Annotated in this window: 28 protein-coding genes; 12 read left to right on the top strand and 16 right to left on the bottom strand. The window is 48.0% G+C overall.

The window, feature by feature from the left end; all coding sequences use genetic code 11:
- The first annotated feature begins 34 nt into the window (after positions 1-34).
- Positions 35-1174 carry a non-hydrolyzing UDP-N-acetylglucosamine 2-epimerase gene (gene wecB / locus CTN_RS07655; RefSeq protein WP_015919997.1) on the top strand — a complete coding sequence of 380 codons (1140 nt, stop codon included), beginning with the start codon at positions 35-37 and terminating at the stop codon, positions 1172-1174.
- Here wecB and hisIE read toward each other — a convergent pair whose 3' ends face one another.
- From hisIE to CTN_RS07610, 9 genes are read right to left on the bottom strand one after another with little or no spacing between them, the layout of a single operon-like run.
- On the bottom strand, positions 1175-1765 hold the full coding sequence (gene hisIE / locus CTN_RS07650; RefSeq protein WP_038067889.1) for a bifunctional phosphoribosyl-AMP cyclohydrolase/phosphoribosyl-ATP diphosphatase HisIE: 591 nt from the start codon (positions 1763-1765) through the stop codon (positions 1175-1177).
- Positions 1765-2526 (bottom strand): imidazole glycerol phosphate synthase subunit HisF, encoded by a 762-nt coding sequence (gene hisF / locus CTN_RS07645; protein WP_038067887.1) that lies wholly within the window; start codon positions 2524-2526, stop codon positions 1765-1767. The genes hisIE and hisF overlap by 1 nt, the downstream gene beginning before the upstream one ends.
- Positions 2495-3241, bottom strand: coding sequence for a 1-(5-phosphoribosyl)-5-((5-phosphoribosylamino)methylideneamino)imidazole-4-carboxamide isomerase (gene hisA, locus CTN_RS07640; RefSeq protein ID WP_015919994.1), 747 nt, complete (start codon positions 3239-3241; stop codon positions 2495-2497). Before hisA ends, hisF begins: the two co-directional genes overlap by 32 nt.
- Positions 3220-3825, bottom strand: a complete 606-nt coding sequence (gene hisH, locus CTN_RS07635; protein ID WP_015919993.1) for an imidazole glycerol phosphate synthase subunit HisH — start codon at positions 3823-3825, stop codon at positions 3220-3222. Before hisH ends, hisA begins: the two co-directional genes overlap by 22 nt.
- Positions 3822-4409 carry an imidazoleglycerol-phosphate dehydratase gene (gene hisB, locus CTN_RS07630; protein ID WP_015919992.1) on the bottom strand — a complete coding sequence of 196 codons (588 nt, stop codon included), beginning with the start codon at positions 4407-4409 and terminating at the stop codon, positions 3822-3824. The genes hisH and hisB overlap by 4 nt, the downstream gene beginning before the upstream one ends.
- Complete coding sequence (gene hisC / locus CTN_RS07625) at positions 4406-5413, bottom strand: histidinol-phosphate transaminase (protein ID WP_015919991.1); 1008 nt, start codon at positions 5411-5413, stop codon at positions 4406-4408. Before hisC ends, hisB begins: the two co-directional genes overlap by 4 nt.
- Entirely contained in the window at positions 5410-6696 is a 1287-nt protein-coding gene (gene hisD / locus CTN_RS07620) for a histidinol dehydrogenase (RefSeq protein WP_015919990.1), read from the bottom strand. The genes hisC and hisD overlap by 4 nt, the downstream gene beginning before the upstream one ends.
- Positions 6668-7294 carry an ATP phosphoribosyltransferase gene (gene hisG, locus CTN_RS07615; protein WP_015919989.1) on the bottom strand — a complete coding sequence of 209 codons (627 nt, stop codon included), beginning with the start codon at positions 7292-7294 and terminating at the stop codon, positions 6668-6670. The genes hisD and hisG overlap by 29 nt, the downstream gene beginning before the upstream one ends.
- Positions 7288-8121: an ATP phosphoribosyltransferase regulatory subunit gene (locus tag CTN_RS07610; RefSeq protein WP_144399136.1), complete on the bottom strand. Its 834-nt coding sequence runs from the start codon at positions 8119-8121 to the stop codon at positions 7288-7290. The genes hisG and CTN_RS07610 overlap by 7 nt, the downstream gene beginning before the upstream one ends.
- A gap of 265 nt (positions 8122-8386) precedes the next feature.
- On the opposite strand from CTN_RS07610, the gene CTN_RS07605 reads away from it, so the two are divergent.
- Positions 8387-9652, top strand: coding sequence for an ArsB/NhaD family transporter (locus tag CTN_RS07605; protein WP_015919987.1), 1266 nt, complete (start codon positions 8387-8389; stop codon positions 9650-9652).
- Here CTN_RS07605 and CTN_RS07600 read toward each other — a convergent pair.
- Positions 9635-10492 carry an alpha/beta hydrolase gene (locus tag CTN_RS07600; RefSeq protein WP_015919986.1) on the bottom strand — a complete coding sequence of 286 codons (858 nt, stop codon included), beginning with the start codon at positions 10490-10492 and terminating at the stop codon, positions 9635-9637. The two genes, CTN_RS07605 and CTN_RS07600, sit on opposite strands and share 18 nt — an antisense overlap.
- A gap of 58 nt (positions 10493-10550) precedes the next feature.
- Between CTN_RS07600 and minC the strand changes: the two genes are divergently transcribed.
- Genes minC through CTN_RS07555 form a run of 9 tightly spaced genes read left to right on the top strand, consistent with a single transcriptional unit; the run spans position 10551 to position 17155 of the window.
- Positions 10551-11183, top strand: a complete 633-nt coding sequence (gene minC / locus CTN_RS07595; RefSeq protein WP_015919985.1) for a septum site-determining protein MinC — start codon at positions 10551-10553, stop codon at positions 11181-11183.
- A gap of 1 nt (position 11184) precedes the next feature.
- Positions 11185-12183: a M42 family metallopeptidase gene (locus CTN_RS07590; RefSeq protein WP_038067881.1), complete on the top strand. Its 999-nt coding sequence runs from the start codon at positions 11185-11187 to the stop codon at positions 12181-12183.
- Positions 12184-12186: 3 nt separating this feature from the next.
- Entirely contained in the window at positions 12187-13206 is a 1020-nt protein-coding gene (locus tag CTN_RS07585) for a M42 family metallopeptidase (RefSeq protein WP_038067879.1), read from the top strand.
- Positions 13203-14198, top strand: a complete 996-nt coding sequence (locus CTN_RS07580) for a M42 family metallopeptidase (protein WP_015919982.1) — start codon at positions 13203-13205, stop codon at positions 14196-14198. The genes CTN_RS07585 and CTN_RS07580 overlap by 4 nt, the downstream gene beginning before the upstream one ends.
- A gap of 3 nt (positions 14199-14201) precedes the next feature.
- Positions 14202-14903: an SPOR domain-containing protein gene (locus CTN_RS07575; protein WP_015919981.1), complete on the top strand. Its 702-nt coding sequence runs from the start codon at positions 14202-14204 to the stop codon at positions 14901-14903.
- Positions 14900-15445 carry a ComEA family DNA-binding protein gene (locus tag CTN_RS07570; RefSeq protein WP_015919980.1) on the top strand — a complete coding sequence of 182 codons (546 nt, stop codon included), beginning with the start codon at positions 14900-14902 and terminating at the stop codon, positions 15443-15445. The genes CTN_RS07575 and CTN_RS07570 overlap by 4 nt, the downstream gene beginning before the upstream one ends.
- 14 nt (positions 15446-15459) lie before the next feature.
- Complete coding sequence (locus CTN_RS07565) at positions 15460-15939, top strand: OmpH/Skp family outer membrane protein (protein ID WP_038067875.1); 480 nt, start codon at positions 15460-15462, stop codon at positions 15937-15939.
- Complete coding sequence (lptB, locus tag CTN_RS07560) at positions 15936-16643, top strand: LPS export ABC transporter ATP-binding protein (RefSeq protein ID WP_015919978.1); 708 nt, start codon at positions 15936-15938, stop codon at positions 16641-16643. Before CTN_RS07565 ends, lptB begins: the two co-directional genes overlap by 4 nt.
- Positions 16640-17155 carry a TIGR00725 family protein gene (locus CTN_RS07555; RefSeq protein WP_015919977.1) on the top strand — a complete coding sequence of 172 codons (516 nt, stop codon included), beginning with the start codon at positions 16640-16642 and terminating at the stop codon, positions 17153-17155. The genes lptB and CTN_RS07555 overlap by 4 nt, the downstream gene beginning before the upstream one ends.
- On the opposite strand, the gene cutA is transcribed toward CTN_RS07555, so the two are convergent.
- Both cutA and CTN_RS07545 read right to left on the bottom strand, forming a co-directional pair.
- Complete coding sequence (gene cutA / locus CTN_RS07550) at positions 17136-17441, bottom strand: divalent-cation tolerance protein CutA (RefSeq protein WP_015919976.1); 306 nt, start codon at positions 17439-17441, stop codon at positions 17136-17138. The two genes, CTN_RS07555 and cutA, sit on opposite strands and share 20 nt — an antisense overlap.
- 1 nt (position 17442) lies before the next feature.
- Positions 17443-18459: a potassium channel family protein gene (locus tag CTN_RS07545; RefSeq protein ID WP_015919975.1), complete on the bottom strand. Its 1017-nt coding sequence runs from the start codon at positions 18457-18459 to the stop codon at positions 17443-17445.
- Positions 18460-18570: 111 nt separating this feature from the next.
- On the opposite strand from CTN_RS07545, the gene CTN_RS07540 reads away from it, so the two are divergent.
- Positions 18571-20169 carry an FMN-binding glutamate synthase family protein gene (locus CTN_RS07540; protein WP_038067872.1) on the top strand — a complete coding sequence of 533 codons (1599 nt, stop codon included), beginning with the start codon at positions 18571-18573 and terminating at the stop codon, positions 20167-20169.
- 27 nt (positions 20170-20196) lie between these two features.
- Here CTN_RS07540 and CTN_RS07535 read toward each other — a convergent pair whose 3' ends face one another.
- From CTN_RS07535 to CTN_RS07520, 4 genes are all read right to left on the bottom strand, one after another.
- Complete coding sequence (locus CTN_RS07535) at positions 20197-20460, bottom strand: stage V sporulation protein S (protein ID WP_015919973.1); 264 nt, start codon at positions 20458-20460, stop codon at positions 20197-20199.
- 48 nt (positions 20461-20508) lie between these two features.
- Positions 20509-21840: an MFS transporter gene (locus CTN_RS07530; protein WP_038067870.1), complete on the bottom strand. Its 1332-nt coding sequence runs from the start codon at positions 21838-21840 to the stop codon at positions 20509-20511.
- A gap of 85 nt (positions 21841-21925) precedes the next feature.
- Positions 21926-23095: a DUF2264 domain-containing protein gene (locus CTN_RS07525; RefSeq protein ID WP_015919971.1), complete on the bottom strand. Its 1170-nt coding sequence runs from the start codon at positions 23093-23095 to the stop codon at positions 21926-21928.
- Positions 23080-24771 (bottom strand): glycoside hydrolase family 2 TIM barrel-domain containing protein, encoded by a 1692-nt coding sequence (locus CTN_RS07520; protein WP_015919970.1) that lies wholly within the window; start codon positions 24769-24771, stop codon positions 23080-23082. The genes CTN_RS07525 and CTN_RS07520 overlap by 16 nt, the downstream gene beginning before the upstream one ends.
- Between the last annotated feature and the right edge of the window lie 6 nt (positions 24772-24777).

Genomic DNA, 24777 nt, shown 5'->3' with positions numbered 1-24777 from the left:
TCCTCGTGTACAATTTTAACAGGAGGTGTAGAACGTGATCAGAGTTCTCAGCATTTTCGGCACAAGGCCCGAGGCAATAAAGATGGCTCCACTGGTGAAAAAACTCGAGAAAGAGTCAAACGTGGAGAGTGTTGTCTGTGTGACGGCCCAGCACAGGGAGATGCTCGATCAGGTGCTCGAGGTCTTCAACATAGAACCGGACTACGACCTGAACATCATGAAAGAAAGGCAGACCCTCTCAGATATAACGGTGAACGCCCTTTCTGGCCTCTATAACCTGATTGAAGAGGTGAAGCCCGACGTTGTTCTGGTTCAGGGAGACACAACGACCACGTTCGTCGGGGCGCTTGCAGCCTTCTATCACAGAATACCCGTTGGCCATGTCGAAGCGGGGCTGAGAACGAACGACAGGTACTCACCTTTTCCTGAAGAGATCAACAGAAGGCTCACTGGCGTTCTTGCAACTCTGCATTTTGCTCCCACGAAGAGGAACAGAGAGAATCTTTTGAAGGAAAACGTTATGGGAAAGATCTACGTGACGGGAAACACGGTGATCGACGCCCTCAGGTACACCGTGAGGGACAATTACGTCTTTGAAAATCCCGTTCTCAGAAATGAGGATTTCTCTTCTGCAAGATACATCCTTCTCACCTCACACAGAAGAGAAAACATAGGAGAACCCCTGAAGAACATATGCAGGGCGGTGAAGAGAATCGTTGAGAGGTTCGACGATGTGAAGGTGATCTATCCGGTTCACATGAACCCCGCCGTCAGGGAGATCGTGTTTCCAATCCTCGGAGACACGGAAAGGGTGCTTTTGATCGATCCGGTGAACGTGATAGACATGCACAATCTGATGGCAAGATGCTATCTCATCATGACGGATTCTGGTGGGATACAAGAGGAAGCCCCGGCCCTTGGAAAGCCGGTCATCGTACTTCGAAGGGAGACAGAAAGGCCCGAGGCTATAGAGGCGGGTGTTGCCGTCCTCGGTGGTGTGGAAGAAGAAAGGATATTCGAGATCGCAGAACGACTCCTCACCGATGAAGGACTCTACCAGAAGATGGCACGGGGGGCGGTGAACCCTTTTGGAGACGGAAAAGCATCAGATCGTATCGTGAAGGCGATTTTGCACGAATTTGGACTTTCCGATCCTCCGGAAGAGTTTGGCTGATCACTTTCTTCTCTTTTCCAGTTCCTTCATCACATCCTGAACGGTGATCCCCGCCTCGACCATGAGGACCGTGAGGTGATACACCATGTCGGCTATCTCCCAGACGAGGTTTTCCCTGTCGTTTTGAAGGTAGCCAGTTATCACCTCGATTGCTTCTTCTCCGAACTTCTTTGCGATCTTTCCCTTTCCTTCTTTAAAGAGTTTTGCGGTGTAGGACCCCTCTGGCATCTCTTCTTTTCTTTCTCTCACCAGTCTGTACAGCTCAAGCCAGAAGGTGGGAGAGCCTGTCTCTTCGAATCTGTGTTCCACCTTGAAGAAGCAGGACCTGTTTCCTGTGTGGCACGCCACCTTCTCCTCCGGAAAGTCCACGATATAAAGGTACGCATCATCATCGCAGTCTCTCCTTATTTCCACAACCCTCATGGTGTTTCCAGAGGTCTCTCCCTTTTTCCAGATCTTTTGTCTTTCTCTGGAGAAGAAGTGAGCGTATCCCGTTTTCTTCGTGAGTTCCAGAGCCTCTCTGTTCGCGTAAGCGAGCATCAGCACCTCGCCGGTTGTTCTCTCCTGAACCACCACGGGATAGAGTTCCATCACATTCCCTCCAATCTCACGTTCACACCGTTTTCTCTGAGAAATCTTTTGAGTTCCATCACATCGATCTCTCTGAAATGAAACACAGACGCCGCAAGTGCAGCATCCGCACCGGCCCGGAACGCCTCAAGAAAATGCTCCATCTTTCCCGCACCACCCGAAGCGATGATGGGAAGGTTCGTCAGCGGTCTTACGAATTCGATCATCTCCGTGTCGTATCCCATTTTCGTACCGTCTCTGTCGATGCTGGTGAGAAGTATCTCTCCGGCTCCCCTTCTTTCCACCTCACGGACCCAGTCCGAGAGGAGAATACCGGTGTTTTTCTTTCCCGAGTAGGTGAAGACGATGAAATCACCGTCCATCCTCTTTGCATCTATCGCCACAACGACCGCCTGGCTTCCGAAGGTTTCGGCGATCCTGGTGATGAGATCCGGTTTTTCCACCGCAGCGGTGTTGATACTCACTTTGTCCGCACCTCTGAGGATGAGTTCCGATGCCGTTTCGAAATCGTGTATTCCTCCACCCACAGTGAAGGGAATGTCGATCTGTTCTGCCACCTTCTCCACCAGTTCGAGCATCGTTTTTCTCTTTTCCACAGACGCGGTGATGTCCAGAAAGACGAGTTCGTCTATTCCTATCTCGGAGTAAAGCTTTCCCAGTTCAACGGGATCTCCGCTGTCTCTGAGGTTTTCAAAGTTCGTACCCTTCACCACGCGACCATCTTTCACATCAAGACACGCTATTATTCTCTTGGCAAGCATACCTTTTCATCACCTCGACTGTGAGGGTGCCTTCCAGAAACGCTCTTCCCACGATCACACCCTTCAAAAGACCGTTCGTTCTTCTGTGGACCTCAAGAGCCTCCTCTAGGGAACGTTCTGAGGAGATACCACCCGCTGCTATCACTTTCACACCCGTTTCCAGGGCGATCCTTTCCGTCAGAGAGAAATCGTGCTCTTTCAGGGTGCCATCCTTTTCTATCTCCGTGTGGACGATCTCTTCAAGGCCGAACTCTTTCAATCTGTTCACAAGAAAAACAGGATCGATGTCTTTTTCATCCAGCCAGCCCTTGAACGCCACCTTCCCTTCTCTTGTGTCGAGACTGAAGACTGGATTCACTCCGATTTCTTTTAACTTCTTCAGGAAAGAGGGATCTTCCAGCACCTTTGAACTCACGATCTGTCTTCTGAATCCCATTCCGAGGAGTTTTTTTGCGTACTCCAGTATCCTTATTCCACCGCCGATTTGAATGTGATCGGCATAGGATGAGAGTTTTTCCAGAACCGGCAGGTTTTCATCGCTTTCCTCTATGGCTCTTGAAAGATCCACCACGTGGATGAGAGAAAATCCCTCCTCGACGAGTTTTTCCACAAGTTCAATGGGATCCTTCTCGTAGAATATCGTGTTTTCCTTTTTACCCTTGACCATCCTCACGACCTTTTTTCTGTACAGGTCTATGGCCGGGATGACGAGCATTCGATCACCTTCCTGAGGAGTTTCTTTCCTATCTTCGAACTCTTCTCCGGATGGAACTGGAAACCGAGTATTTTTCCTTTTCTGACGGATGAAGGAAAGATCTCCCCGTCGTACTCTGTCGTTCCCAGAACGTAGTCCTTTTCACACACGACCCTGTAAGTGTGAACGAAGTAATAGTATCCGCTCGGAAAGGTGTCCTTGAAGATCACCTCGTTCCATCCCATGTGGGGAAGTCTTTTGCTTTTCAGTTTCACAACGTTTCCATCTATCAGGGAAAGCCCTCTCACACCCGGTGCCTCTTCGCTTTCTTCGAACAAAAGTTGCATACCAAGACAGACACCGACAACGTACTTTCCGTCTTCCACGTGTTCTTCTATGAAGTCGATCAGGCCGTTTTCTTTCAACCTTCTCATTCCTTCTCCAAAGTGCCCAACACCGGGAATGAAGAGAAGGTCGTACAGATCTTTCTGAGGATTTTCTACCAGATCTATGGAGACGTTTTCAAGGCCCTCGGCCGCTCTTTTCACTCCTCGGTAGAGGTTCATGATGTTGCCGGGGCCAACGGCAATTATTCCGATCCTCAATCTATCACACCCTTGGTGGTTCTGGTGTCCGATCTTTCCAGTGCACGGGCGATTGCAAGCCCAAAGGACTTCATGGCAGATTCGGAGATGTGATGGTCGTTCTTTCCAAAGAACTTGAAGAAGTGAACTGTGATCCTTGCATGGTTGACAAAGCCGTTCATGAACTCCTCGAAACCTTCAACGGGCATGTCCTCTATCTTCTCCACGGAGAATTCAAAATTCTTCTGGAAGAAGGGCCTTCCAGAGAGATCCACGTAACATCCTATGAGCGCCTCGTTCATAGGAACGGAGGCCTCGCCGAACCTTTTCACCTTCGTGTAGTCGAAGAGCTCCCTGAACGCCTGTCCCAGGGAGATTCCAAAGTCCTCTATCAGATGGTGAAGGATACCGTCTTTGCTCTCACAGGTGCTCACCCTGAGACCCAGTCCCGAATAGTGACAGAAAGTGTTCAAAAGATGATCGAAGAAGTTCACACCGGTGCTTCCTTCGAGTTTTCCGTGAACCGTGTCCAGTGTTATGGAGATCTCTATCTCCTTCGTGTTTCTTTGAACAATGACACCGTTTTCTATCCTTTCCACCGTCATCTGAACACCTCCAGTTCTTTCAGAATAGTTTCGTTCTCTTCTCTTTTTCCGATAGTGATTCTAACACCTTCTCTGAAACTTCGAACTGCTATGTTCTTCTGCCGGAGCTGTTCTATCAGTTTGTTCTGCTCTTTTCTGTCCATGAATATGAAAACGAAGTTCCCGCGCGAGTCGGAAATGGAATAGTTCAGCTCCTTCAGTGCTTTTTTCATTCTCTCCCTCTCCGAGACGATGTATTCTATCCGCTCTTTGAAGATATCGATGTGTTCCAGCGCCACCTTCGCAAAGGTCTGGGAGACGTAACTCACGTTGAACGGCAGTCTCACTCTGTTGTACGCGTCGATGAACTTTTCAGAGGAGATGACGTATCCGATCCTCTGAGCAGCGAGAGAAAACGCCTTGGAAAATGTCCTGATGATGGCAAGATTTTCGTACTCTTTCAAAAGGTCGATGTAGCTTTCTCCATGGAATTCGTAGTAGGCTTCATCCAGAGCAACGAACGCTCCTTTTTTCAGGATCTTTTCGATCTCCTCCCTTTCGAAGACATGACCCGTTGGATTGTTGGGATTTGGGATGAAGACAACGTCTCCCTCTCCAACATCGACTTCTGGTATTTTCAGATACTTCGTGAGAGGAATTTCGAGGTACTTTGCACCAACCGCCTTCGCGAAAATTCTGTAACAGCTGTAGGTGGGGGGGAAGAAAACCGCTCGTTCGAACATGAGCATCATCACGTATATGATCTCGTCGGCACCGTTTCCGATCGACACGTTATTCTCTCTCAAAAAATCGGCATCGAGATATTCAAGAATCTTTTCGATGAGTTCTTCGTCCGGAGAATCGTAATATATTCTCATCTTGTCGCCTTCGAGTTTTCTGAAGACCTCCTCTGTGAGTTCTTTCGGAAAGGGAAACGGATTTTCGTTCAGGGCGAGGTAGATCCTGTCTCTCTTCTCTGTCTCGTACGGGTAAGCCCTTTTTATGATCAGATCAACGGGATTCACAGCGATTCCCTCCTCACGTCCACAGCCCTCGCGTGTGCCTCAAAGCCTTCCCATCGTGCCATTCTGGAGTAGAGCACACTTTTCTTCTTGAAATCTTCCTCGGAAAAGTGGGTGACGAAGATCTTCTTTGTGAAATCAGAAACCCTGAGTCCAGAAGAAAACCTTGCGGACCTGAACGTGGGAAGCACATGGTTTGGCCCCGCACCGTAGTCTCCCACGGATTCGCAGGTGTACCTTCCAAGGAACACGGAACCTGCGTTCTTCACATAACTCAGAACTTCGAAGGGTTTTTCCACGAGTATTTCCAGATGTTCTGGGGCGATGAGGTTGGAGATCTCAAAGGCCCTTTTCAGATCGTCGGTGAATACGATGATTCCGAAGTTGCTCGTGGATATCTCGGCGGTTTTCCTTCTCTCTTCAGGAAGGGATTGAAGATGCTCTTCTATGACCCCTGGAAGTTTCTCGAAAACTTCTTTCGAGGTCGTTATGACCACGCTCATGGCGTTTTCATCGTGTTCAGCCTGGGACAGAAAATCCGCTGCCACAAAGTCTAAAGGAATGCTTCCGTCTGTGATTATCGTGATCTCACTTGGACCCGCTATGGAATCGATCCCCACGTCTCCATAAACGAGTTTCTTCGCGAGTGTAACAAAAACCCCACCCGGTCCCACGATCTTGTCAACGGGTTTCACCGTCTCTGTTCCGTAAGAGAGGGCAGCAATCGCATGTGCTCCTCCCATCTTGTAGATCTCTTTCAGACCCAGAATTTCACACACCTTCAGGATGTAAGGGGACACTTTTCCCTTCTCATCGGGTGGAGTGGTGACGACGATTCTTTCAACACCTGCCACAATGGCAGGAACGGCGCACATGAGAAGGGTGGAAAAGTACGGGACTTTTCCTCCGGGAACGTATATCCCAACGCTCTCAAGAGGAACCACCATCTCGCCAAGAAAACTTCCACCATCGGTTGTGAAGAAAAAGGAAGTCTCTTTCTGCCTTTGATGGAACTCTTTCAGATCCTCTATCACGATTTTCACGGTTTCGATGAAATCTTTCTCTACACTCACTTCTGCCATTTCTTCTTCTGAGACAAGAAGTTCTCTCACGCTAAGAGGGTATTTTTCAAAACGCTTCAGATACTCTTCGAGGGCTCTGTCCCCTTCGTTTTTCACCCTTTTTATGATCTCCTTGACGATCTCTTCCACTTCTGAGGCGGCCTTCATTCTTCTCTCAAGGAGTTTCAGAATGTCCTCATCGGTGGGATTTCTCATGATTATCATTTTTCATCACCTCCTGGAGTTTTTCCAGAAAGGAGATCACTTCTTCTCTTTTCGTTCTGTAACTCACGGGATTCACCACAACGTGGGTTCTTATGATGAATATTTCATCGAGGACTTCAAGATCGTTCTCCCGGAGGGTTCTTCCCGTTTCTGTGATATCGACGATGAGATCGGAAAGCCCGGCTATTGGTGCAAGTTCCACGGATCCTTTCAGCGGTATGATCTTGCAGTGCCAGCCCCTGGATTCACAGTACCTTCTTGTGATGTTTGGAAACTTGGTGGCTATTCTCTTTTCGCCCTCTGGAATCTTCTTTCCTTTCGGCCCTGCCAGCACCATCCTGCTCACGTTCGTTGGGATGAAGAACGGCTGTATGAGGCTTGTTTCCTTCTCAAGGAGCACGTCCGTGCCACAAAAACCTATATCCGCTACTCCGTAGGTGAGATACGTCGGAACGTCAAACGGTCTCACCATGAAGCAGGTTACGTCCTCTCCTTCACGAAGGATGGAGGACTCTTTTTGGAAAGTGTATCCTGCTTTTTTGAGCAACTCCATTACCTTTTCTTCGAGTCTTCCTTTTGGAATCGCGAGTTTCAACATGTTTTCCCCTCCAGAAAGATGGATCCTCCCACACCCTTTTCTCCGTTTATCGAATACTCACCGCCGGCTGCCACGAGTTTGGAGGCCGATGTGTCATAGATGGTGAAGATCACACCGCTGTACTCCTCTATGGTCCTTGCCAGAGTGAGATCCACTTCAACAAGGACACTCGGAAATCTTCGCTGAAGGAAGGAAGAAACGGAAAGGAGGTCTTCTTTCACAGAAGAGGGAAGATTCATCCCCTCAAGGTTTTCGGGAGATCGTCTGTATATGCTGTCCTCTATGATCTTTTCTATTCGAGAAAGATCGATACCTTTCATTCGAGAAAGGAACTCTATCTCCGCGAGGTTCTTTGTGTCGATCAGATTGAGCACCTTCTCGTGAATATCCTTTGGGACGGTCCTCAGCAAATCTTCATAGACCTTCGTGTGACCTATTTCCACTATCAGTGGCCCGGTGAACATCTCAAGCACACTTTCTGTTATGATCTCGAGCACCTCGAACGTATCGTTGAGGGATTCTCTTGGAATGTTTTCAAGGCCGAGTTGATACTCCGCCACCATCTCTTCTCCGAAATATCTGTAGACGAAGTCCGCGTACCACACTTTCATTTTGGAAGTGAAAGCCTGTTTTTTTCTATGATTTAGCACAGATTTTGTGAAATCACTCCGCACACGATAGAGATTCCCTTTTCTGTCAAGGAAAAAGTCACTTTCACCGGACACACTTTCCATTTTCTCAAAGGCAGGAGAGAAAAAAGGTGCGTAACCAACCTTTGAGGCTTTTCTGTAGAAGGAAATCACCTTTTCGAAATCCAAGAAGTCCACCTCCTCGAATAAACAAAAGGGCCACGTCTTTTCGACGTGGCCCGTACGATTTCTCACCGCCAAACTCCCGGTGGAGAAACCGCCGGGCCGAAGCGGTGATGATGGTGTATAGAAGCAAACATTTTTATGATTCTCCTTTGAATCCTCATGCTTCATCGCTCCTTTGAGTCTTATTCTACCATTTTTGTTAGGAAATTCACCGTTTTGAATAATTCTTTTAAAAAAACCGGTGCTAGAATAATCCCATGTCAAGGAGGCGAAGAAGATGAACGAAGCACTGCTTGTGCTAACGTTTGCGATTCTTGCCTATTATTTCATCATATTCGGAAAAGTTGCCAGATCCGTTGTGACCCTTCTTATAGCGCTCGTCCTCATGGCCATACGCATCGTTGAAGGCTTGGACCTTCGAAACATAGGTGAAGTCGTCGATTTCAACACACTGGGACTCCTTCTTGGCATGATGATCATCGTTCACATCCTGAAAGGAACGGGATTTTTCGAGTATCTGGCCATCTCCGCCATCAGGATCTCGAGGGGAAGGTTCTGGCTTCTGTTTGGCTTTCTCATGATACTCACCGCCCTGACATCCGCCTTCCTCGACAATCTGATCACCATCATCCTTCTTTCACCTGTTCTTTTCTTGATCCTCGACACGATGGAAGTGAACCCTGTTCCGTTCTTCCTCTTTGCGATATTCGTTGACAACATCGGTGGGATGTCCACGCTCATCGGTAGCCCACTGAACATCGTCCTTGGATCGATCAGTGGCCTGAGTTTCAACGATTTTCTAAAGAACATGGGACCCGTTGCTGTCCTTGTTTTTGTGATCGTTTTCTTCCTGTTCAAAAGGTACATACACATCGATGAAAAGGCAAAAGAGAAGTTGAAAAACCTCATGAACGTCGATCCAAAAAGGTCGATAACAGATCCTGCGGTTCTTAAAAAATCCCTGATCGTCTTTTTTTCAACGCTTGTCATGTTCGGTCTTCACTCTGTTGTGGAGGTAGAACTCTCTCTGATCGCCCTCATCGCCGCCTGTGTTCTTCTTCTCCTACTTGGAAGGAACTTCGAGAAGGTGTCTGAAGGTGTGGACTGGGATTCACTATTTTTCTACGTGGGACTTTTCATCATCTCCTACTCTCTGGAGAAGATAGGAGCCATGGAAGCACTGGCAAATTTCTTCAAGATCTTTTCCTTCAACGAATACCTCTTCGTTCTTGTTGTCGTCTGGTTTTCCATTTTTGCCAACGCCTTCTTAAGTGCGGTTCCCGCCACTCTGATCCTTGCCCCCACGTTGAAAATCCTCATCTCACAGGGATTTCCCACATCGCTGTGGTGGGTGTACGCTGCTTCGGCAAACCTTGGAACGAACCTGACCCCCCTTGGGGCCGTCCAGAACATAGTCGGACTTTCTCTTCTGGAAAGGTACACGCACCACACTGTGAGTTTCAAAGAGTTTTTAAAAACAGCGTGGAGTTACATGTTCATACCTTTCATCGTTGCGACACTCTACTCATTCATCATCTTTTAAAAAGCGAACCACTTTCCTTGCGATGTATCGCCTGAAGAAGTAAGAACTCTTGTGGCCTGCCGGCAAAAAGACGGTCTTTTTGTTTTTCAGAAGACTGTGAAGAGTCGCATAAGATCGATACGGTATCACACGATCAAACAACGCCCAGAAGAAGAGGACCTTTTGCTCAACAAAGGGAGCAAAAGAAGCAGGATCGTAGAAGTAACAGAAAACAGGAGGCTTCTTTCTGATGTCTTCGATGGATTCAAAGCTTTTTATCACTTCCAGGGTGTTTCCTCTGTTTTTGATGCAGTCTTTCTCTGATCTGCAACCGAATTCGTTTCCCTTCTCTCTGTAGAGGTCTCTCAGTTTCTTCGTGTACGGAGAGTACCAGTTTATCCAGCGCCAGTCTCCACCGGAACAGCAGATGATTCCTTTTTCTATGCGTTTTTCCCGTGCAAGGGCGATGGTTGTTATCATACCTCCGAAACTGAATCCCATCGTTGATATGGGTCTGTCGTTTTCTTTCCTTATCAGATCCACCAGATCGATCACATCCTGGACTGCCTCATCGAATCTTTCAACACAGTAGGCCGGTGATGGATGATAGAAGGGTTCACCACCGGTCCAACCTTCAGGTGCTCTCTTTTCGTGATAGGGAAGAACAAGGAACCAGGTCTTTATATTGTGTTCCTTGAACCTTTCTCCGAACCAGAGAAGATACGGAATGTTTCCGTTTCCGATGCCGTGAACGAAGATCAGGTTGTGATCTATCCTTTCTGGCTCGAAGACGTAAACCCGCACGGTTTTGCTTTCTTCCACGATGGGACTGTAAGAAGCCGGGAACGTGACCAGTTTCACGTTTCAACACCTCCGATCAATATTTTAAACGTGATAGAATCTAAAGAGAGGTGAGAGCATGATAGATTTTAAGATGACGAAGGAAGGGCTCATCCTCCTGATAAGAGATTACCAGAACCTCGAAGAGGTGCTGAACGAAATCACCTCGCGTGTCACCCAGATGGGGGGGTTCTTTGCGAAGGGAGACAGAATATCCCTCATGATCGAAAACCACACCAAGCATTCCCAGGACATACCGAAAATCGTTTCTCGTCTCAGAGAACTCGGCCTTGAGGTCTCTCAGATACTGGTCGGAAGCACCATTGAAGGAAAAGAAAACGACGTGAGAGTGGAGTCCAGGACCACCGTGGAGAGTACGGGGAAGGTGATAAAGAGAAACATAAGATCAGGCCAAACTGTTGTTCACTCAGGTGATGTGATCGTTTTTGGAAACGTCAACAAAGGAGCAGAGATTCTCGCCGGTGGTTCTGTGGTGGTTTTCGGAAAGGCTCAGGGCAATATACGGGCCGGCCTGAACGAAGGAGAACAGGCGGTTGTCGCCGCCCTCGATCTTCAAACCTCTCTCATCCAGATAGCGGGTTTCATCACCCACTCAAAAGGTGAAGAAAATGTTCCATCCATTGCCCATGTGAAAGGAAACCGTATCGTGATAGAACCGTTCGATAGAGTGGATTTTGAAAGGAGTGAATGAGTTGACAACGAAAGAACTTTTGATGAAACTCTCGGATCTCGATGGTCCCTCAGGTTACGAAGACAGTGTTGTTTCCTACATCGAGTCACTCATAAAACCCTTCGTGGATGAGACGAAAATTACAGGACATGGGAGTCTGGTTGGATACAAAAGGGGAGAAGGAAAGGGAAAACTTGCCTTTTTTGCACACGTCGACGAGATAGGTTTTGTTGTCTCGAAGGTGGAGGGGGAGTTCGCACGTCTTGAGCCAGTTGGTGGGGTAGATCCAAAGGTCGTCTGTGCCTCGAGGGTGCGTGTTCATACCAGAGAAGGCGTTGCTTTCGGTGTGATCGGAATGCTTGCACCACACCTTCAGTCACCGGACTCCAGAGAGAAGGTTCCATCCTTCGATGAGCTTTTCCTCGATCTTTCCCTTTCCGATCGTACCGTTCGAATCGGCGATGTAGCGGTGATAGACCAAAAATCCTTCGAAGCCGCTGGAAAAGTGGTTGGAAAGGCCCTTGACAACAGGGCAAGCTGTGCCTCTCTGATAAAAACACTGGAGTTTCTCAGAAGGTATTCCCATCCGTGGGATGTTTACTTTGTTTTCTCCGTTCAGGAAGAAACGGGGTGTCTTGGAGCGCTTACGGAGGCTTACAGAATAAACCCGGATGTTGCCGTTGTGATGGACGTCACGTTCGCTTCAGAACCGCCCTCTCATGATCACATAGAACTGGGAAAGGGACCCGTCCTTGGGCTGGGACCTGTCGTTGACAGATCGCTCGTTCAAAAGATCTCTCTCATCGCTCAGAAACACAACGTTTCCCTTCAGAAAGAGGCGGTGGGAGGAAGGTCCGGGACGGAAACGGACTTTGTTCAACTTGTGCGAGCAGGTGTAAGGACCGCTCTAATCTCGATTCCTCTGAAATACATGCACACACCGGTGGAGATGGTCGATCCAGGAGATGTCGAAGAACTGGCAAGGCTGCTCTCCATCATCGCAGTCGAACTGGAGGTGTAGGTGATGTACCTCAGAGAACTTTCCACAATGGCGGGAGTCTCCGGAGACGAAGAAAGAGTCAGAGAGTTCATAAGGTCAAAGATAGAAAACTTCGTGGACGACCTCTTCGTCGATAGAATGGGAAATCTCATCGCCTTCAAAAAGGGAAAGAATTCCTCCAGAAGACTTCTTGTTTCCGCCCACATGGACGAAGTGGGACTGATCGTGAGCAAGATAGAGAAAGATGGAAAGGTAGCGTTTCTACCCGTTGGTGGGGTGGATCCTCGAATTCTTCCAGGAAAGGTCGTTCAGGTGAAGGATCTAAAGGGGGTCATCGGTTACAGACCCGTGCACCTTCAAAACGAGGAAGCAAAGACACCCCCGAAATTTGAAAACCTGAGGATTGATTTTGGATTCTCTTCGAAAGAAGAGGCAGAAAAGCATATCTCTGTGGGAGATTACGTTGCTTTCGTGAGTGATTATGTGGAGGGAAACGGAAGGGCAACGGGAAAGGCCTTCGATGACAGAGCGGGTTGTTCTCTTCTCATGGACATTCTCGAAGAAGGAGTAGAACCTGCCTGCGACACCTACTTTGCCTTCACGGTCCAGGAAGAGACAGGACTTCGTGGAAGCGCCGTGGTGGTGGAACAGATAAAGCCAGATTGTGCCCTGGTCGTGGAGACGACAACGGCTGGGGACAACCCGGAACTGGAAAAACAGAGGTGGGCAACTCACCTGGGTGACGGTCCTGCGATCACCTTCTACCACAGAGGCTATGTGATACCGGGAAAGATCTTCCAGACCATTGTGGACACAGCGAAGACAATGGGGATTCCATTTCAAATGAAGAGAAGAAGCGCTGGTGGAACGGATGCCGCTCGCTACGCAAGAACCGCCTATGGAGTTCCGGCCGGTGTTGTCTCTGTTCCGGCAAGGTACATTCACAGTCCACAGTCTGTTCTGGACCTGAACGATTACAGAAACACCATGAAACTCGTGAAAGTTCTCGTCGAAGAAGGAAAGATCGTGGAGGTGATTCGATGAAGGATTTGATCAAGAGGTTAACGGAAGCTTTTGGACCCAGCGGTCGGGAAGAAGAGGTGAAAAAGATTCTTCTGGAAGAACTCGAAGGGCACATAGATGGTTACAGGGAGGATGGACTTGGAAATCTCATCGTCTGGAAGGGATCTGGAGAGAAAAAGGTGATCCTTGACGCGCACATCGACGAAATAGGTGTGGCAGTCACGAACATAGATGAAAAAGGTTTTCTGATGATAGAACCCGTGGGAGGTCTTTCTCCCTACATGCTTCTTGGAAAGAGGATCCGCTTTGAAAACGGTGTTGTTGGTGTCGCTGGCATGGAAGGTGAAACGCTCGAGGAAAGGCAGGAAAACGTGAAGAAACTTTCCTTCGACAAACTCTTCGTGGACGTTGGAGCAAAGTCTCGAGAGGATGCGGAGAAGATCTGCCCGATAGGTAGTTTTGGGGTCTATGACAGTGGATTCGCTGAACTGCCAGGAAAGTACGTTTCCAAGGCCATGGATGACAGAGTGGGATGCGCTGTGATCGTGGAGGTTTTCAAAAGGATCAAGCCATCCGTTACCCTCTACGGTGTCTTCAGCGTTCAAGAGGAAGATGGGATCGTTGGTGCCTCCGTTGCCGGTTACAACATCCCGGCAAGCGAAGCCATCGTCGTAGACGTGACCGATTCTGCAGACACTCCAAAGGCGATGAAAAGACACGCCATGAGACTCTCTGGTGGGCCTGCTTTGAAGGTGAAGGACAGAGCGTCCATAAGCAACAGAAAGATCCTCGAAAAACTCGTTGAAACTGCGGAAAGATTCAACATAAAATACCAGATGGAAGTTCTGACCTTTGGAGGAACGAACGCTATGGGATATCAGAGAACAAGAGAAGGCATTCCTTCGGTGACCGTATCCATTCCCACACGGTACGTTCATTCACCGAGTGAGATGGTCTGTCCAGAAGATGTGGAGGGGACGGTGGAACTTCTGATCAGATATCTGGGGGAGTGAAAGATGGCAAGGGTAACCCTCTCTGAGGGACAGTCCCGGTTTCTCTTCTGGCTCATAGTTGTGATATTTTCCGCCGTCATAGCCCTTATATCCTACAACCTGTATCTGAAGTGGCAGCTCAAAAACGTGAGGGTGGAGATCGTGGAGATAAAGCCTGTTGAAGTGAACATACCGGAAGAACTCAAAGTACCGGTTGAGGTCACACCTCCACCCACTCCTCTTCTTGTAGAATTCGAAGAATTCGACTACGAGAAACTGAGAAACGAAATGGCCGATTTCGTCTCTGAGGACCAGACCGTTTCCTCCTTTGTTGTGAAAAAAGACGATGCTCTGAGAATAATCAGAAGGGCAAACCTTCCCTATCTGATAACCCCTGTGTCCACAGACACGTACTCTGTCGTTCTCCTTGGAGAATTCGATGACTTTTCCCAGGTTGCCCAAAAGTCCCTCTACGGAGTTTTCGTGATAACCACAGTATCGGAAAATCTCTCAAAGGAACTCGCCTACGACCTGAGAGTGGCAGGGTATCCCTCTTACGTCTATGCCTTCACAAAGGGAGGAAAGAAGTATTACTCCGTCGTGGTGGGGGCGTTTCCCACCCGCAATCTTGCGTTGGAGTACTTTGAAAAACTCAACTGGGACGACATCATGAAAAGGATCGGAACAAACAGCCCTGGATACGCCGGGGGGTTGATCTCTCCTTGAAGATCAAGCGAGAACACCAGAGGATAGCACTACTTCTGGCACTCGTGTTCTTCATCCTTCTGGGAATAGTCGTGGAACGAGGTAGAAACCAGGAAGAGAAAGATGTTCCGCCTCAAAAGGTCACATCCTTTCCCATTGATTTGAACAGTGCGTCCGTTGAGGATCTTATGAGCATTCCAGGGATAGGCCCCGTGAAAGCCCAGAGAATAGTTGAGTACAGAAGGATACGCGGAAAGTTTTCAACGGTTGAGGAATTAACGAACGTTTCCGGCATTGGTGAAAAGACGCTGGAGAAGATCTCAAAGTACGTGACCGTCGAGGGAGTTGAACAACCTTTCAGAAGTGAAGTCACAAAATTGAACGTCAACACAGCGTCCCTGGAGGAACTGGAGACACTGCCCTACATCGGAGAAGCGAAGGCGAGGGCCATAATCGAATATCGTGAAGAACACGGCCCGTTCTCTTCTCCCGAGGATCTTCTGAACGTTCCCGGAATCGGTGAGAAAACGCTGGAGAGAATCAGAGGAAAAATCACATTTTGAAAGGAGGAAAAGGTATGAAAAAGCTGTTCTTGCCTCTTGTCCTGGTGGGAATTCTTCTTGCAACACTCCTTGTTTCTCAGAGTTCCACGGGATCTTCTCTCAGAGTGGCGTACGTGGATATCGAAAAGGCAACCGAGAACTATCAAAAGTGGAAGGATCTGAACGAAAAGTACAAACGTGATTACTCTTTTTATCAGAATAAACTCAAGGAGATGGAAGACGAACTGAAAAAGATGCAGGAAGAAGGAAGACCCCAGGAAGAAATCCAGGCAAAACAGAAAGAGATCCTCACAAAGAAGACCGAGTACGAAAATCTTCTCAAGTCGGAGTACCAGCCAAAGATTCAGGAGATCATGAACGAAGTTGTCAAGAAGATCCAGGAGTACGCGAGCGTCATGGGGTACGATCTTGTTCTCACAAATCAGGTTGTCGTTTACGGAAATCCTGCCTTTGACATCACAGAACAGGTGATCGCTTACATAAACCAGCAATGATTTTGAGGTGTGTGGATCTCACAAAGAGGTTTGGAAAAAGAGTTGTGGTTGATCGGGTGAACCTTGAGTTCAATCAGGGTGAGGTTACTGGTCTTCTCGGACCGAACGGTGCCGGGAAGACCACCATCTTCAACATGATACTCGGTGTGGTGGTTCCGTCGTCCGGAAAGATCTTTTTTGAGAACACTGACATAACGAGATTTCCTGTCTACAAGAGAGCAAGACTTGGAATCACCTACCTTCAGCAGGAAACGTCCGTTTTCGGTGGGCTCACTGTCAGAGAAAACTTAGAACTTGTACTTCGGTTTTTCGAAAAAGACAGAGAAAAGAGGGAAGAGAAGATCGAACAGCTCCTCCACGAATTTCACCTGAAACCCCTTGAAAACCAGCCTGCGAGTTTTCTTTCCGGTGGTGAGAAAAGAAAACTGGAACTTGCAAGAATGATGTGTCTGAACCCATCTTTTGTGCTTCTGGACGAGCCCTTCAGTGGGATAGATCCAAAGACCGTCAAGGAAATACAGAAGATGGTCCTTGAACTGAAACAAAGGAATTTTGGAGTGGTTGTCACCGATCACAACGTGGACGAACTTGCAGAGATCGCAGACAGAATATACGTCATCTACAAAGGAAAGATACTTGCCGAGGGAAGACCGGAGGAGGTTCTGGAAGACGAAACCGTGAAGGAGGTGTACCTCGGATCGTGAAACGAGTCGGTGTAGTGGGATACTCCGGACCGATCGACAGGCCTCCCGTGTCAGATCTCAGGAAACTTTGCCTTGACCTTGGAATGAAACTCGCTGAAAAGGGTTTTGTGATCTTCAACGGTGGAAGAGACGGTGTGATGGAACTGGTGTCTCAGGGTGCCAGAGAGTCGGGCGGAACGGTGGTGGGAATACTCCCCGATGAAGAAACAGGAAATCCTCATCTGTCCGTTGCTGTGAAGACGGGGCTTGATTTTCAGATGAGATCTTTCGTTCTTCTGAGGAACGTGGACGTTGTCGTTTCGATCGGTGGGGAAATAGGAACGGCGATAGAGATACTGGGTGCCTATGCTCTTGGAAAGCCTGTGATCCTGATGAGGGGAACTGGTGGATGGACGGACAGGATCGCTCAGGTGTTGATAGAGGGAAAATACCTGGACAACAGAAAAATCGTGGAGGTCCACCAGGCCTGGACGGTGGAAGAAGTCCTGAGGATCATCGAACAGATTCCGTGAGCCATTTCAAATACTCCGGAAGAACGTTTTCTACCTTCAGTGTGAATATCGCCGGGACTTCGTAAGGGTGAAGTTTTTTCAGTTCTTCGTAAACCTTCTTTTCATTCTCCTCGTTGGTCTTGAAGAGAACTGCCCATTCTCTGTCTTCAACGATTTCATCTTTCCACCAGTATCCGGATCTTATCTCAAACGCGTTGAAACAGGCGATCAGTTTCTTTTCAAGGAGCTTTCTTCCAATTTCCAGTGCTTTTTCCTCGCTTGGAAAGGTGGAGTACACGATCACCATGCTATCCCTCCTCGATGAGCCTGTGGAGTTTCTCGAAGTGATCGCTCTTTCCAACCACCATCAGTCTGTCTTCGGGAAGTATCCTCGTGTCACCCGTTGGGTTGAAGATCACCTCTCCACCACGTCTTATCGCTATGACGATGGTACCGGCTCTTTTTGAGAGGTTTATCTCTCCGAGCGTCTTGCCCGCTATGGGACTTTCAGGAGGAATCATCACTTCTTCTATTCTGAAAGACTCTTCACCGAACGAGAGAATATCCAGGAAACTTATGGTGGTGGGGTTGAGTGCCATCTGAGCAAGTCTCACTCCTGCTAGTTCCGAGGTGGCTATTACCTTGTCTGCTCCGGCGTAGACGAGCTTGCTGAGGGCTTTCATATCGGAAACTCTCGAGACGATCTCGAGGTTGGGATTCAGGGATTTTGCGGTGAGAACAACAAAAGTGTTCTTTGCGTCGTCTGGAAGGGTGACGATGAGGGACTTTGCCCTTTCCACCCCCGCCCTCATGAGTACCTCTTCTTCCACGGCATCTCCCACAACGTAGGGGAATTCTTTTCCAAGAAAATCTTCCAGCCTTTTGATCGCTTCTTCAGAAACGTCTATCACGACAAAAGGTCTTCTGGCTTTCATTATCTCAAGGGTTGTGTGTCTTCCTGTTCTTCCTGCCCCCACCACTATGAAATGATCGGTCAATCTGTCTATCATCTTCTTTATCCTCCTGCTTTTGAAGTATTCTCCAATATGACCTTCGATTATCAAAGACGTGATCGAGGTGAATCCGTACAGTACGATCGTCACGCCAGCTCCTATGAGAACAGAAGCAATCACCTTCCCTACAGGAGAGATGCTCTCTGGAAGAGAATATCCCACCGTAGAGATGGTGATCAGGGTGAAGAAAAACGAGTCAAAAAGATCCCATCCTTCTGTTAGATGGAACGCCACGGTCCCAAACACAAAGATAAAAACTATTGCAGACACCAGAACGGCGATGTTCTTTCTTATCACTTCGTACCACCTCAAGATAAATATTACACCATGTTTTGTTTCTTCTATCCAGATTGGTTTTTGATATAATAACCTATGAATATTCCATGCATAAGCATAAAAATACCTGATGCAGGGGGGATTGTTGTGGGAAACCTGAGAAGGCCAAATGCAAACGAGGCAACCGGAACTTTCAACCGTTCAAGAGATGTTGTTCCTGTGTCCGGAATATGTTCCAGATGTATCGATGGCTGTACAGGAGGCTGTGAGATCTGGCTTGCGTCGTTCAGAGGAAGGGAAGTGCTTTATCCGGGACCGTTCGGTGAGATCACGGCCGGGGCGGTTAAAGATTATCCTGTCGATTACTCTCACCTGAACATACTTGGATACGCCCACGGCGCAGAGGGTCTTCCTGAGGGTGTGGAACCGGGACCGGATACGGCGGTGTTCACAAACGTTGATACAACCACCGAGTACGGCTGGGACATCAAAGTGAAGATGAAAGTACCCATCTTCACCGGCGCACTCGGATCAACAGAGATCGCCAGGAAAAACTGGGAACATATAGCTGTGGGAGCTGCCATCAGTGGGATAACGGTTGTCTGCGGAGAGAACGTGGCTGGAGTTGATCCGGATCTGGAACTGGACAGCAACAGAAAGGTGAAGAAATCTCCGGAACTGGACAGAAGGATAGAGATATACAAAAGATATCACGATGGAGAGTATGGAGAAATACTGATTCAGATGAACGTCGAGGACACCAGATTAGGTGTGGCCGAGTACGTGATAAACAAACACGGTATTGAAACGATAGAACTCAAGTGGGGACAGGGTGCCAAGAGCATCGGCGGTGAGATAAAGGTGCGGTCCCTTGAGGACGCTCTTGAGTTGAAGAGAAGGGGTTACATTGTCCTGCCAGATCCCGAACTTCCTGAGGTTCAGCAGGCTTTCAAAGAGGGCGAGATCAGGGAATTCGAAAGACATTCAAGACTTGGCTTTGTTTCAAAAGAATCTTTCCTGAAGGAAGTAGAGAGATTGAGAAGTCTTGGTTTCAAGAGGATCACATTGAAGACGGGTGCGTACTCCGCTGTGGACCTTGCGATGGCCCTCAGATACGGAGCCGAAGCAAAGGTGGATCTGATCACCGTGGACGGTGCGCCGGGTGGAACGGGTATGAGCCCCTGGCCGATGATGAACGAGTGGGGCATTCCAACGTTCTATCTTGAATCTCTGACTTATCAGTTCGCCGAAAAACTCAGCAAGAGAGGAATTCGAGTTCCCGATATTGCCATAGCCGGTGGTTTTTCGACGGAAGATGCCGTTCTCAAGGCACTGATGATGGGATCTCCTTACGTGAAAGCAGTTTGTATGGGAAGAGCTTTGATGATACCAGCGATGGTGGGAAAGAACATAGGAGAATGGCTCAAAAAGGGAGAACTTCCCAAGACGGTTTCAAAGTATGGAAAAACGGTGGAAGAGATCTTCATCACTTACGAAGAGTTGAGGAACAGATTCGGGTCAGAGGAGGTAAAGAAACTTCCACTCGGTGCCATAGGCGTCTACACGTTTGTTCAGAAGTTCAAAACGGGTCTGCAACAACTCATGGCAGGTGCAAGAAAGTTCAGCCTGTCTGTCCTCTCCAGAAAAGACCTCATCGCACTTACAAAGGAAGCAGCAGAAATTTCTGGTATTCCATACGTTATGGAATCCTACAGAGAAGAAGCAGAGAAAATTCTCGAGGAATGAAAAACAAAGGGGAGCTCTTGCTCCCCTTCAGCTTTTTGGAAAGACTATGAACTTGATGGCGGTTCTCTTTTCGTTTTCGATTTCTACATCTGTGAAGGCGGGAACGAACACGAGGTCGATACCACTCGGTGCGAGGTACCCCCGAGCGATGGCGATGGCCTTCACTGCCTGGTTCACTGCACCCGCTCCAATGGCTTGGATCTCTGCCCTTCCGTGTTCCCTCACAACACCGGCGATGGCACCAGCGACCTTGTTGGGATCCGACTTCGACGATACCTTAAGTACTTCCATGTGACTAACCCCCTTTGTTGTGTGATCTCAATCGTATTTTACCATGTCTCAACGCTTCCTTTTGAAAATGTTCAAGGTGTTCAATCTCTCCCTCAACCAGGGAACAACACCCGTGAAGAAGGACTCCCTGACCAGCTGTACCAGGGTGACTTTCTGCGGGGTTCCAAGGTCCATTCTGGAAATCCTGTACGCTGCAAAAGCCCTCAGGAAAAAGGAAATGATCATTGTGAGCCTTATAGCGGATATTTCAAAGGGGAGAGTAAAGTTTTCAAGGATGGAAACGAGGATGCCTGAAGTCAGAGAGCCCGCAAACAGCATGAGATTGGACAGGCTGTTGAACACGGAAAACGCCTCTGCACTGAGCGAGGAAGGAACGCTGTACATGAGGGTATAGAAGATGAGCTGACTTGTCCCCGCAGTCACGAAAATACCTATGATAACCTGAAGGAAGAAAACGTATAGAAAGGATCTGGGAGTAAGTGCCCAGAGCAGGATGACAGCTGCGTGAACCCACAGACAGAGTTTTAAAAAGTACTGGAAACCGTATTTGTCACCCAGTTTTCCCCAAAAAGGTTGGAAAAGTGTTCCTATGAACATTCCCACCGCGTTCAGAACACTTATCTGGAGATAACTGAACTGGACTTCTTTCAGGAGCATGACGTTTATGTAGACAGTTCCAACACCGACAGCAAAATTCCAGAGAGCAAAACCCAGGAGAAGATTCCTGTAATGCTCTTCTTTCAGCAAAATTCCAATTACTTTCGTTAATCCAAGAGAGGCTTCTCTTGGTCTGTATGGGGGTTCGTACTGGATTTTCAGGAAGTATCCGTTCAGAAATCCCAGAGATCCCGCTATGAAAAACAGCGCACTGAAACCCTTCCAGTTCTCTCCCAGAGAGTCCAGAATCGCTCCCGCAGCGAACATGGCAGGTATCTGAACCAGTCCGTGAATCAGATTCCTGAAACCAAAATAGCTTCCTATCATGTTTCTGGGTACAAGGTCTGACATCCAGCTCTGCCACAGGGGAACGGAAAGGGCTCCAGCGATCTGAATGTAGAAGTACAGAATGTACGCCAGAAACAGTCCGTGTTTGATAAGAGGAAACAGAGCAAACAATGTGATCGAAGTCCTGGCAGTCCACATCAAAGGAACTATCAGTTGTTTTCTGGTTTTCAACCTGTTTGAGAAGTAAACTGTGACGATCTGAAGGGCATTTGCCAGAAAGGGAATAGATCCGAAGAGCCCTATGAAGAAACTGGAAGCACCCATCCAGAGGAAGTATCCAGTCAGGTAAGGTCCTCCGAAGAACTGGTTGATGAGAACAGCGAGTGCTCCTTCCACAATGGATATGTTCAGCGCTTTCTTTATTTTCGGATCCAACCCCGCTTCCTCCCTGGAACATTTGGACTTTAGACATGGTATCACTGGAAAATTAATGGATTTATTCAGAGGGTTTTAATGTGTGTTAATCTTCCAGAGCTTTGTCTGGATGAATGTCCTCTCCTTCCCATACCTTTTTGTTTGTCCAGCTTTCACAGGGATCTTTCCAAAAAGGATCAGAGGGTGGAAGTCCCAGAGGAAGGAAAACGGTTGTACAAAGATAGAGACTTCCTGTGGTGATGTACTCTTCACCAAGAGATGGTTGAGAACCCACCAGACCTATTTTCAACCAGCCGTTCTCGTCGAACGTAGCGGGATGTTCAAAGATTCTTCTGAGAACGGTGGTGAGGGCACATCTGACCTGAGCAGGATTAAGCTCTGGTGGAAGCAGGTGAAGAAGAGAAAGCTGACTCAAGAGATGGAAAACACCTGTTCTATAGGTTATCGATCTACCGATGATCGGGAACGTTCCTTCAGGAGAGATCATTCGCTCAAGAACAAGGGCGTATCTTTGAGCACGTTTGAGAACTTTCGTGTACAGTTCTTTCCACTCTGATTTTCTTTCAGAAAGGATTCTCAGCACGTCTATGAGCATTGGCTGTATCACAAAACTGTTGTAATAGTCCCACCTAAAGTGAGGACCGTCTCCATAAACCCCGTCCCCCTTGTACCATCCTTCTACGATCTTCAGTATCAGATCGATCTTTGTGCTATCCCATTCCTCACCCACAAAGAAGAAAAAAGTTTCTATAATAGCGGAAAATAAAAGCCAGTTCGAGTAGTAAGGTTCTATCCTTCTTGTTTCCTTCAATTCTTTTATCAATCTTTCCTTTGTGGAAGGGTCGAGATCTTCCCACAACGCTTTCGGTGCCCTCAGTATGCCCTCTACCAGAAAGGCTGAATCGACCAGAGGTTGTTTTCCCTCTCTAAAGTTCATGTAACTTCTACAACCGAGATCGGTTGCCACACGAAGAGATTTTATCGCCAGCTCTGATAACCAGGAAGCTATTCTTTTCTCTTCAAGATCGGTGTTCACAGCCTTTTTGTTCAACTCGAGAAAAGGAGAGAGCCCACAGAGGATTCTACCAAGTAATTCAAGAGGTGCAAATTTCTCCCTCTCCTTGCTCCTTTTTCCCTCTATGGGCATCAACTCTTTCAAGCGATCGGATGCACAGAGTTCAAGAGGCTTTTCACATATCTTTCGAAGAAGAAAGATCCAGTAACGGCGAACGTTCGTCATTATCTTTCGCTCCACAACCTCCTCAACACATGGGCAACCAGTTTTGGCTGTCTGTCTCTTGTGAAGACACCTTTGTGGTTCAGGATGGGTCTCCTCACGTTCTGAGGTGTCTTAAAGTCCGCAAAGGCCCACACATGCGTCCCCACGATGTAATCTTTTTTCATGAGAAGATTTATCGTTTTCTCAACGAGTTCTGCCTGGTATTCTTCGGAGAACATCTGGGGTGGATCGTAGTGGAAACCTGCTATCGCATCCGCTCCAAACTCCGTGACGAAGATGGGTTTTTTGTGCCTTCTGTAGAGTTCTTCCATGTCCTCTTCCAGCGCTTTCAGTCCCTCGTCTATCCTCCCCTGATAGATGTACCATCCGTAGTACCTGTTCACACAGACGATGTCGAAATACTTCAAAGCCACATCCCTTGTCCTCTCGTCCGGCGTGTCCATCATGCTCACCATGACAACAGGACGAGTGTTGTCCATCTTCTTTGCCGTCTCATAGAGAGCTTTGAAGAAACCTTCTGCATCGGGATGGTTGGATTCAGGCTCGTTCGCCACACTCCACATGATCACACTGGGATGGTTTTTGTCTCTGGCTATCATCCTTTGCACGTTGTCTTCTGCAATTTTCTGCGTCTCCGGATTGTAGTGATACCTTGTGATACCAACATGGGGTGCTTCATCTATCACGAGAATTCCCAGTCGATCCGCAAGGTCCAGCCACTCTTCACTGTAAGGATAGTGAGATGTTCTGAAGGAGTTTGCGTTGATCCACTTTAAAAGGTTGAAATCTTTCACCATCATGGGATAGAACGTTCCCTGTCCCAGAACGGGAAATTCCTCGTGCTTTCCAAAACCCTTTAAAAAGATCGGCTTTCCGTTCAGGTAAAGTCTTTTCTCGTCCCAGCTGATCGTTCGAATTCCAACGTCCAGAATGTACTCGTCCTTTTCGAGCTCTATTCTGAGAGGGTAAAGATGAGGATCTTCTGGACACCAGAATCTTGCATCATCAAGAACGAACTCTTCTTCGATGAACCTGTCTGTCACTTTGAGTTTCTTTTCCACCTCTCCAAGTTTGATTTTCATCTCTTCCCCCATCGCCTCTTCTGAGACTTCCACCTTCACCCTCACTCTTCCGAGTTTCTTTTCTGGTTCAGACTTGCTTGTGTCCACCCGGATATCCAGGATCCTCGAGTGATCTGTGAACTCCACAAGAACCGGTCTTATGATTCCTCCGTATGGAAAGAAGTCAAAATTTGCAGGTGGAAAACTCCCGAAAAATCCCACCGTGTGTGTGCCACTGTCCGGTACTTTTGAAGGAAAGCCTCCCACCTTCAACTCGTTCTTCACAATCACTTTGAGTTCGTTCTTTCCTGGCTTCACCTTCCCTGTCACGTCTATCTCGAAGGGAAGATAGCCGATGTGGTTTTCCCCCACTTTCTCTTCGTTCAGATAGACTTCACAATCTGTGTTCACGGCAGAAAAGTAAAGCCTGGCGTGTTTCTTGGAAAGTTCTTCCGGAACATAGAGGATGGTTCTGTAAGTGAAGGGCCCTTCTTCGTAGCACAGATCCTGGTATTGTTCGTTCCAGCTTCCAGGAACGGCTATCGGCCTTTCCTTCCCGTTCACTTCGAGGGACCAAATACCAGTTGTGTTCATGAGAAGTCTTTTCGTGTTGCTCTCTGGTTTTAGCATACTGAT

It is taken from the genome of Thermotoga neapolitana DSM 4359, assembly GCF_000018945.1.
GTDB lineage: Bacteria > Thermotogota > Thermotogae > Thermotogales > Thermotogaceae > Thermotoga > Thermotoga neapolitana.
This window is presented reverse-complemented; position numbering and strand designations above follow the sequence as displayed.

Coding starts and splice junctions, on each gene's coding strand:
- hisIE (WP_038067889.1), bottom strand. CDS start 1,765: ATGGAACTCTATCCCGTGGTGGTTCAGGAGAGAACAACCGGCGAGGTG.
- hisF (WP_038067887.1), bottom strand. CDS start 2,526: ATGCTTGCCAAGAGAATAATAGCGTGTCTTGATGTGAAAGATGGTCGC.
- hisA (WP_015919994.1), bottom strand. CDS start 3,241: ATGCTCGTCATCCCGGCCATAGACCTGTACAGAAAAAAGGTCGTGAGG.
- hisB (WP_015919992.1), bottom strand. CDS start 4,409: ATGACGGTGGAAAGGATAGAAAACGGTGTCATTGTTCAAAGAAACACG.
- hisD (WP_015919990.1), bottom strand. CDS start 6,696: ATGATAATCATGAGAAATCCCACCGATGAGGACATTCTGAAACTCCTT.
- hisG (WP_015919989.1), bottom strand. CDS start 7,294: ATGTTGAAACTCGCGATTCCAAAAGGAAGACTCGAAGAAAAGGTAATG.
- CTN_RS07605 (WP_015919987.1), top strand. CDS start 8,387: ATGAACGAAGCACTGCTTGTGCTAACGTTTGCGATTCTTGCCTATTAT.
- minC (WP_015919985.1), top strand. CDS start 10,551: ATGATAGATTTTAAGATGACGAAGGAAGGGCTCATCCTCCTGATAAGA.
- CTN_RS07585 (WP_038067879.1), top strand. CDS start 12,187: ATGTACCTCAGAGAACTTTCCACAATGGCGGGAGTCTCCGGAGACGAA.
- CTN_RS07580 (WP_015919982.1), top strand. CDS start 13,203: ATGAAGGATTTGATCAAGAGGTTAACGGAAGCTTTTGGACCCAGCGGT.
- CTN_RS07575 (WP_015919981.1), top strand. CDS start 14,202: ATGGCAAGGGTAACCCTCTCTGAGGGACAGTCCCGGTTTCTCTTCTGG.
- CTN_RS07565 (WP_038067875.1), top strand. CDS start 15,460: ATGAAAAAGCTGTTCTTGCCTCTTGTCCTGGTGGGAATTCTTCTTGCA.
- lptB (WP_015919978.1), top strand. CDS start 15,936: ATGATTTTGAGGTGTGTGGATCTCACAAAGAGGTTTGGAAAAAGAGTT.
- cutA (WP_015919976.1), bottom strand. CDS start 17,441: ATGGTGATCGTGTACTCCACCTTTCCAAGCGAGGAAAAAGCACTGGAA.
- CTN_RS07535 (WP_015919973.1), bottom strand. CDS start 20,460: ATGGAAGTACTTAAGGTATCGTCGAAGTCGGATCCCAACAAGGTCGCT.
- CTN_RS07520 (WP_015919970.1), bottom strand. CDS start 24,771: ATGCTAAAACCAGAGAGCAACACGAAAAGACTTCTCATGAACACAACT.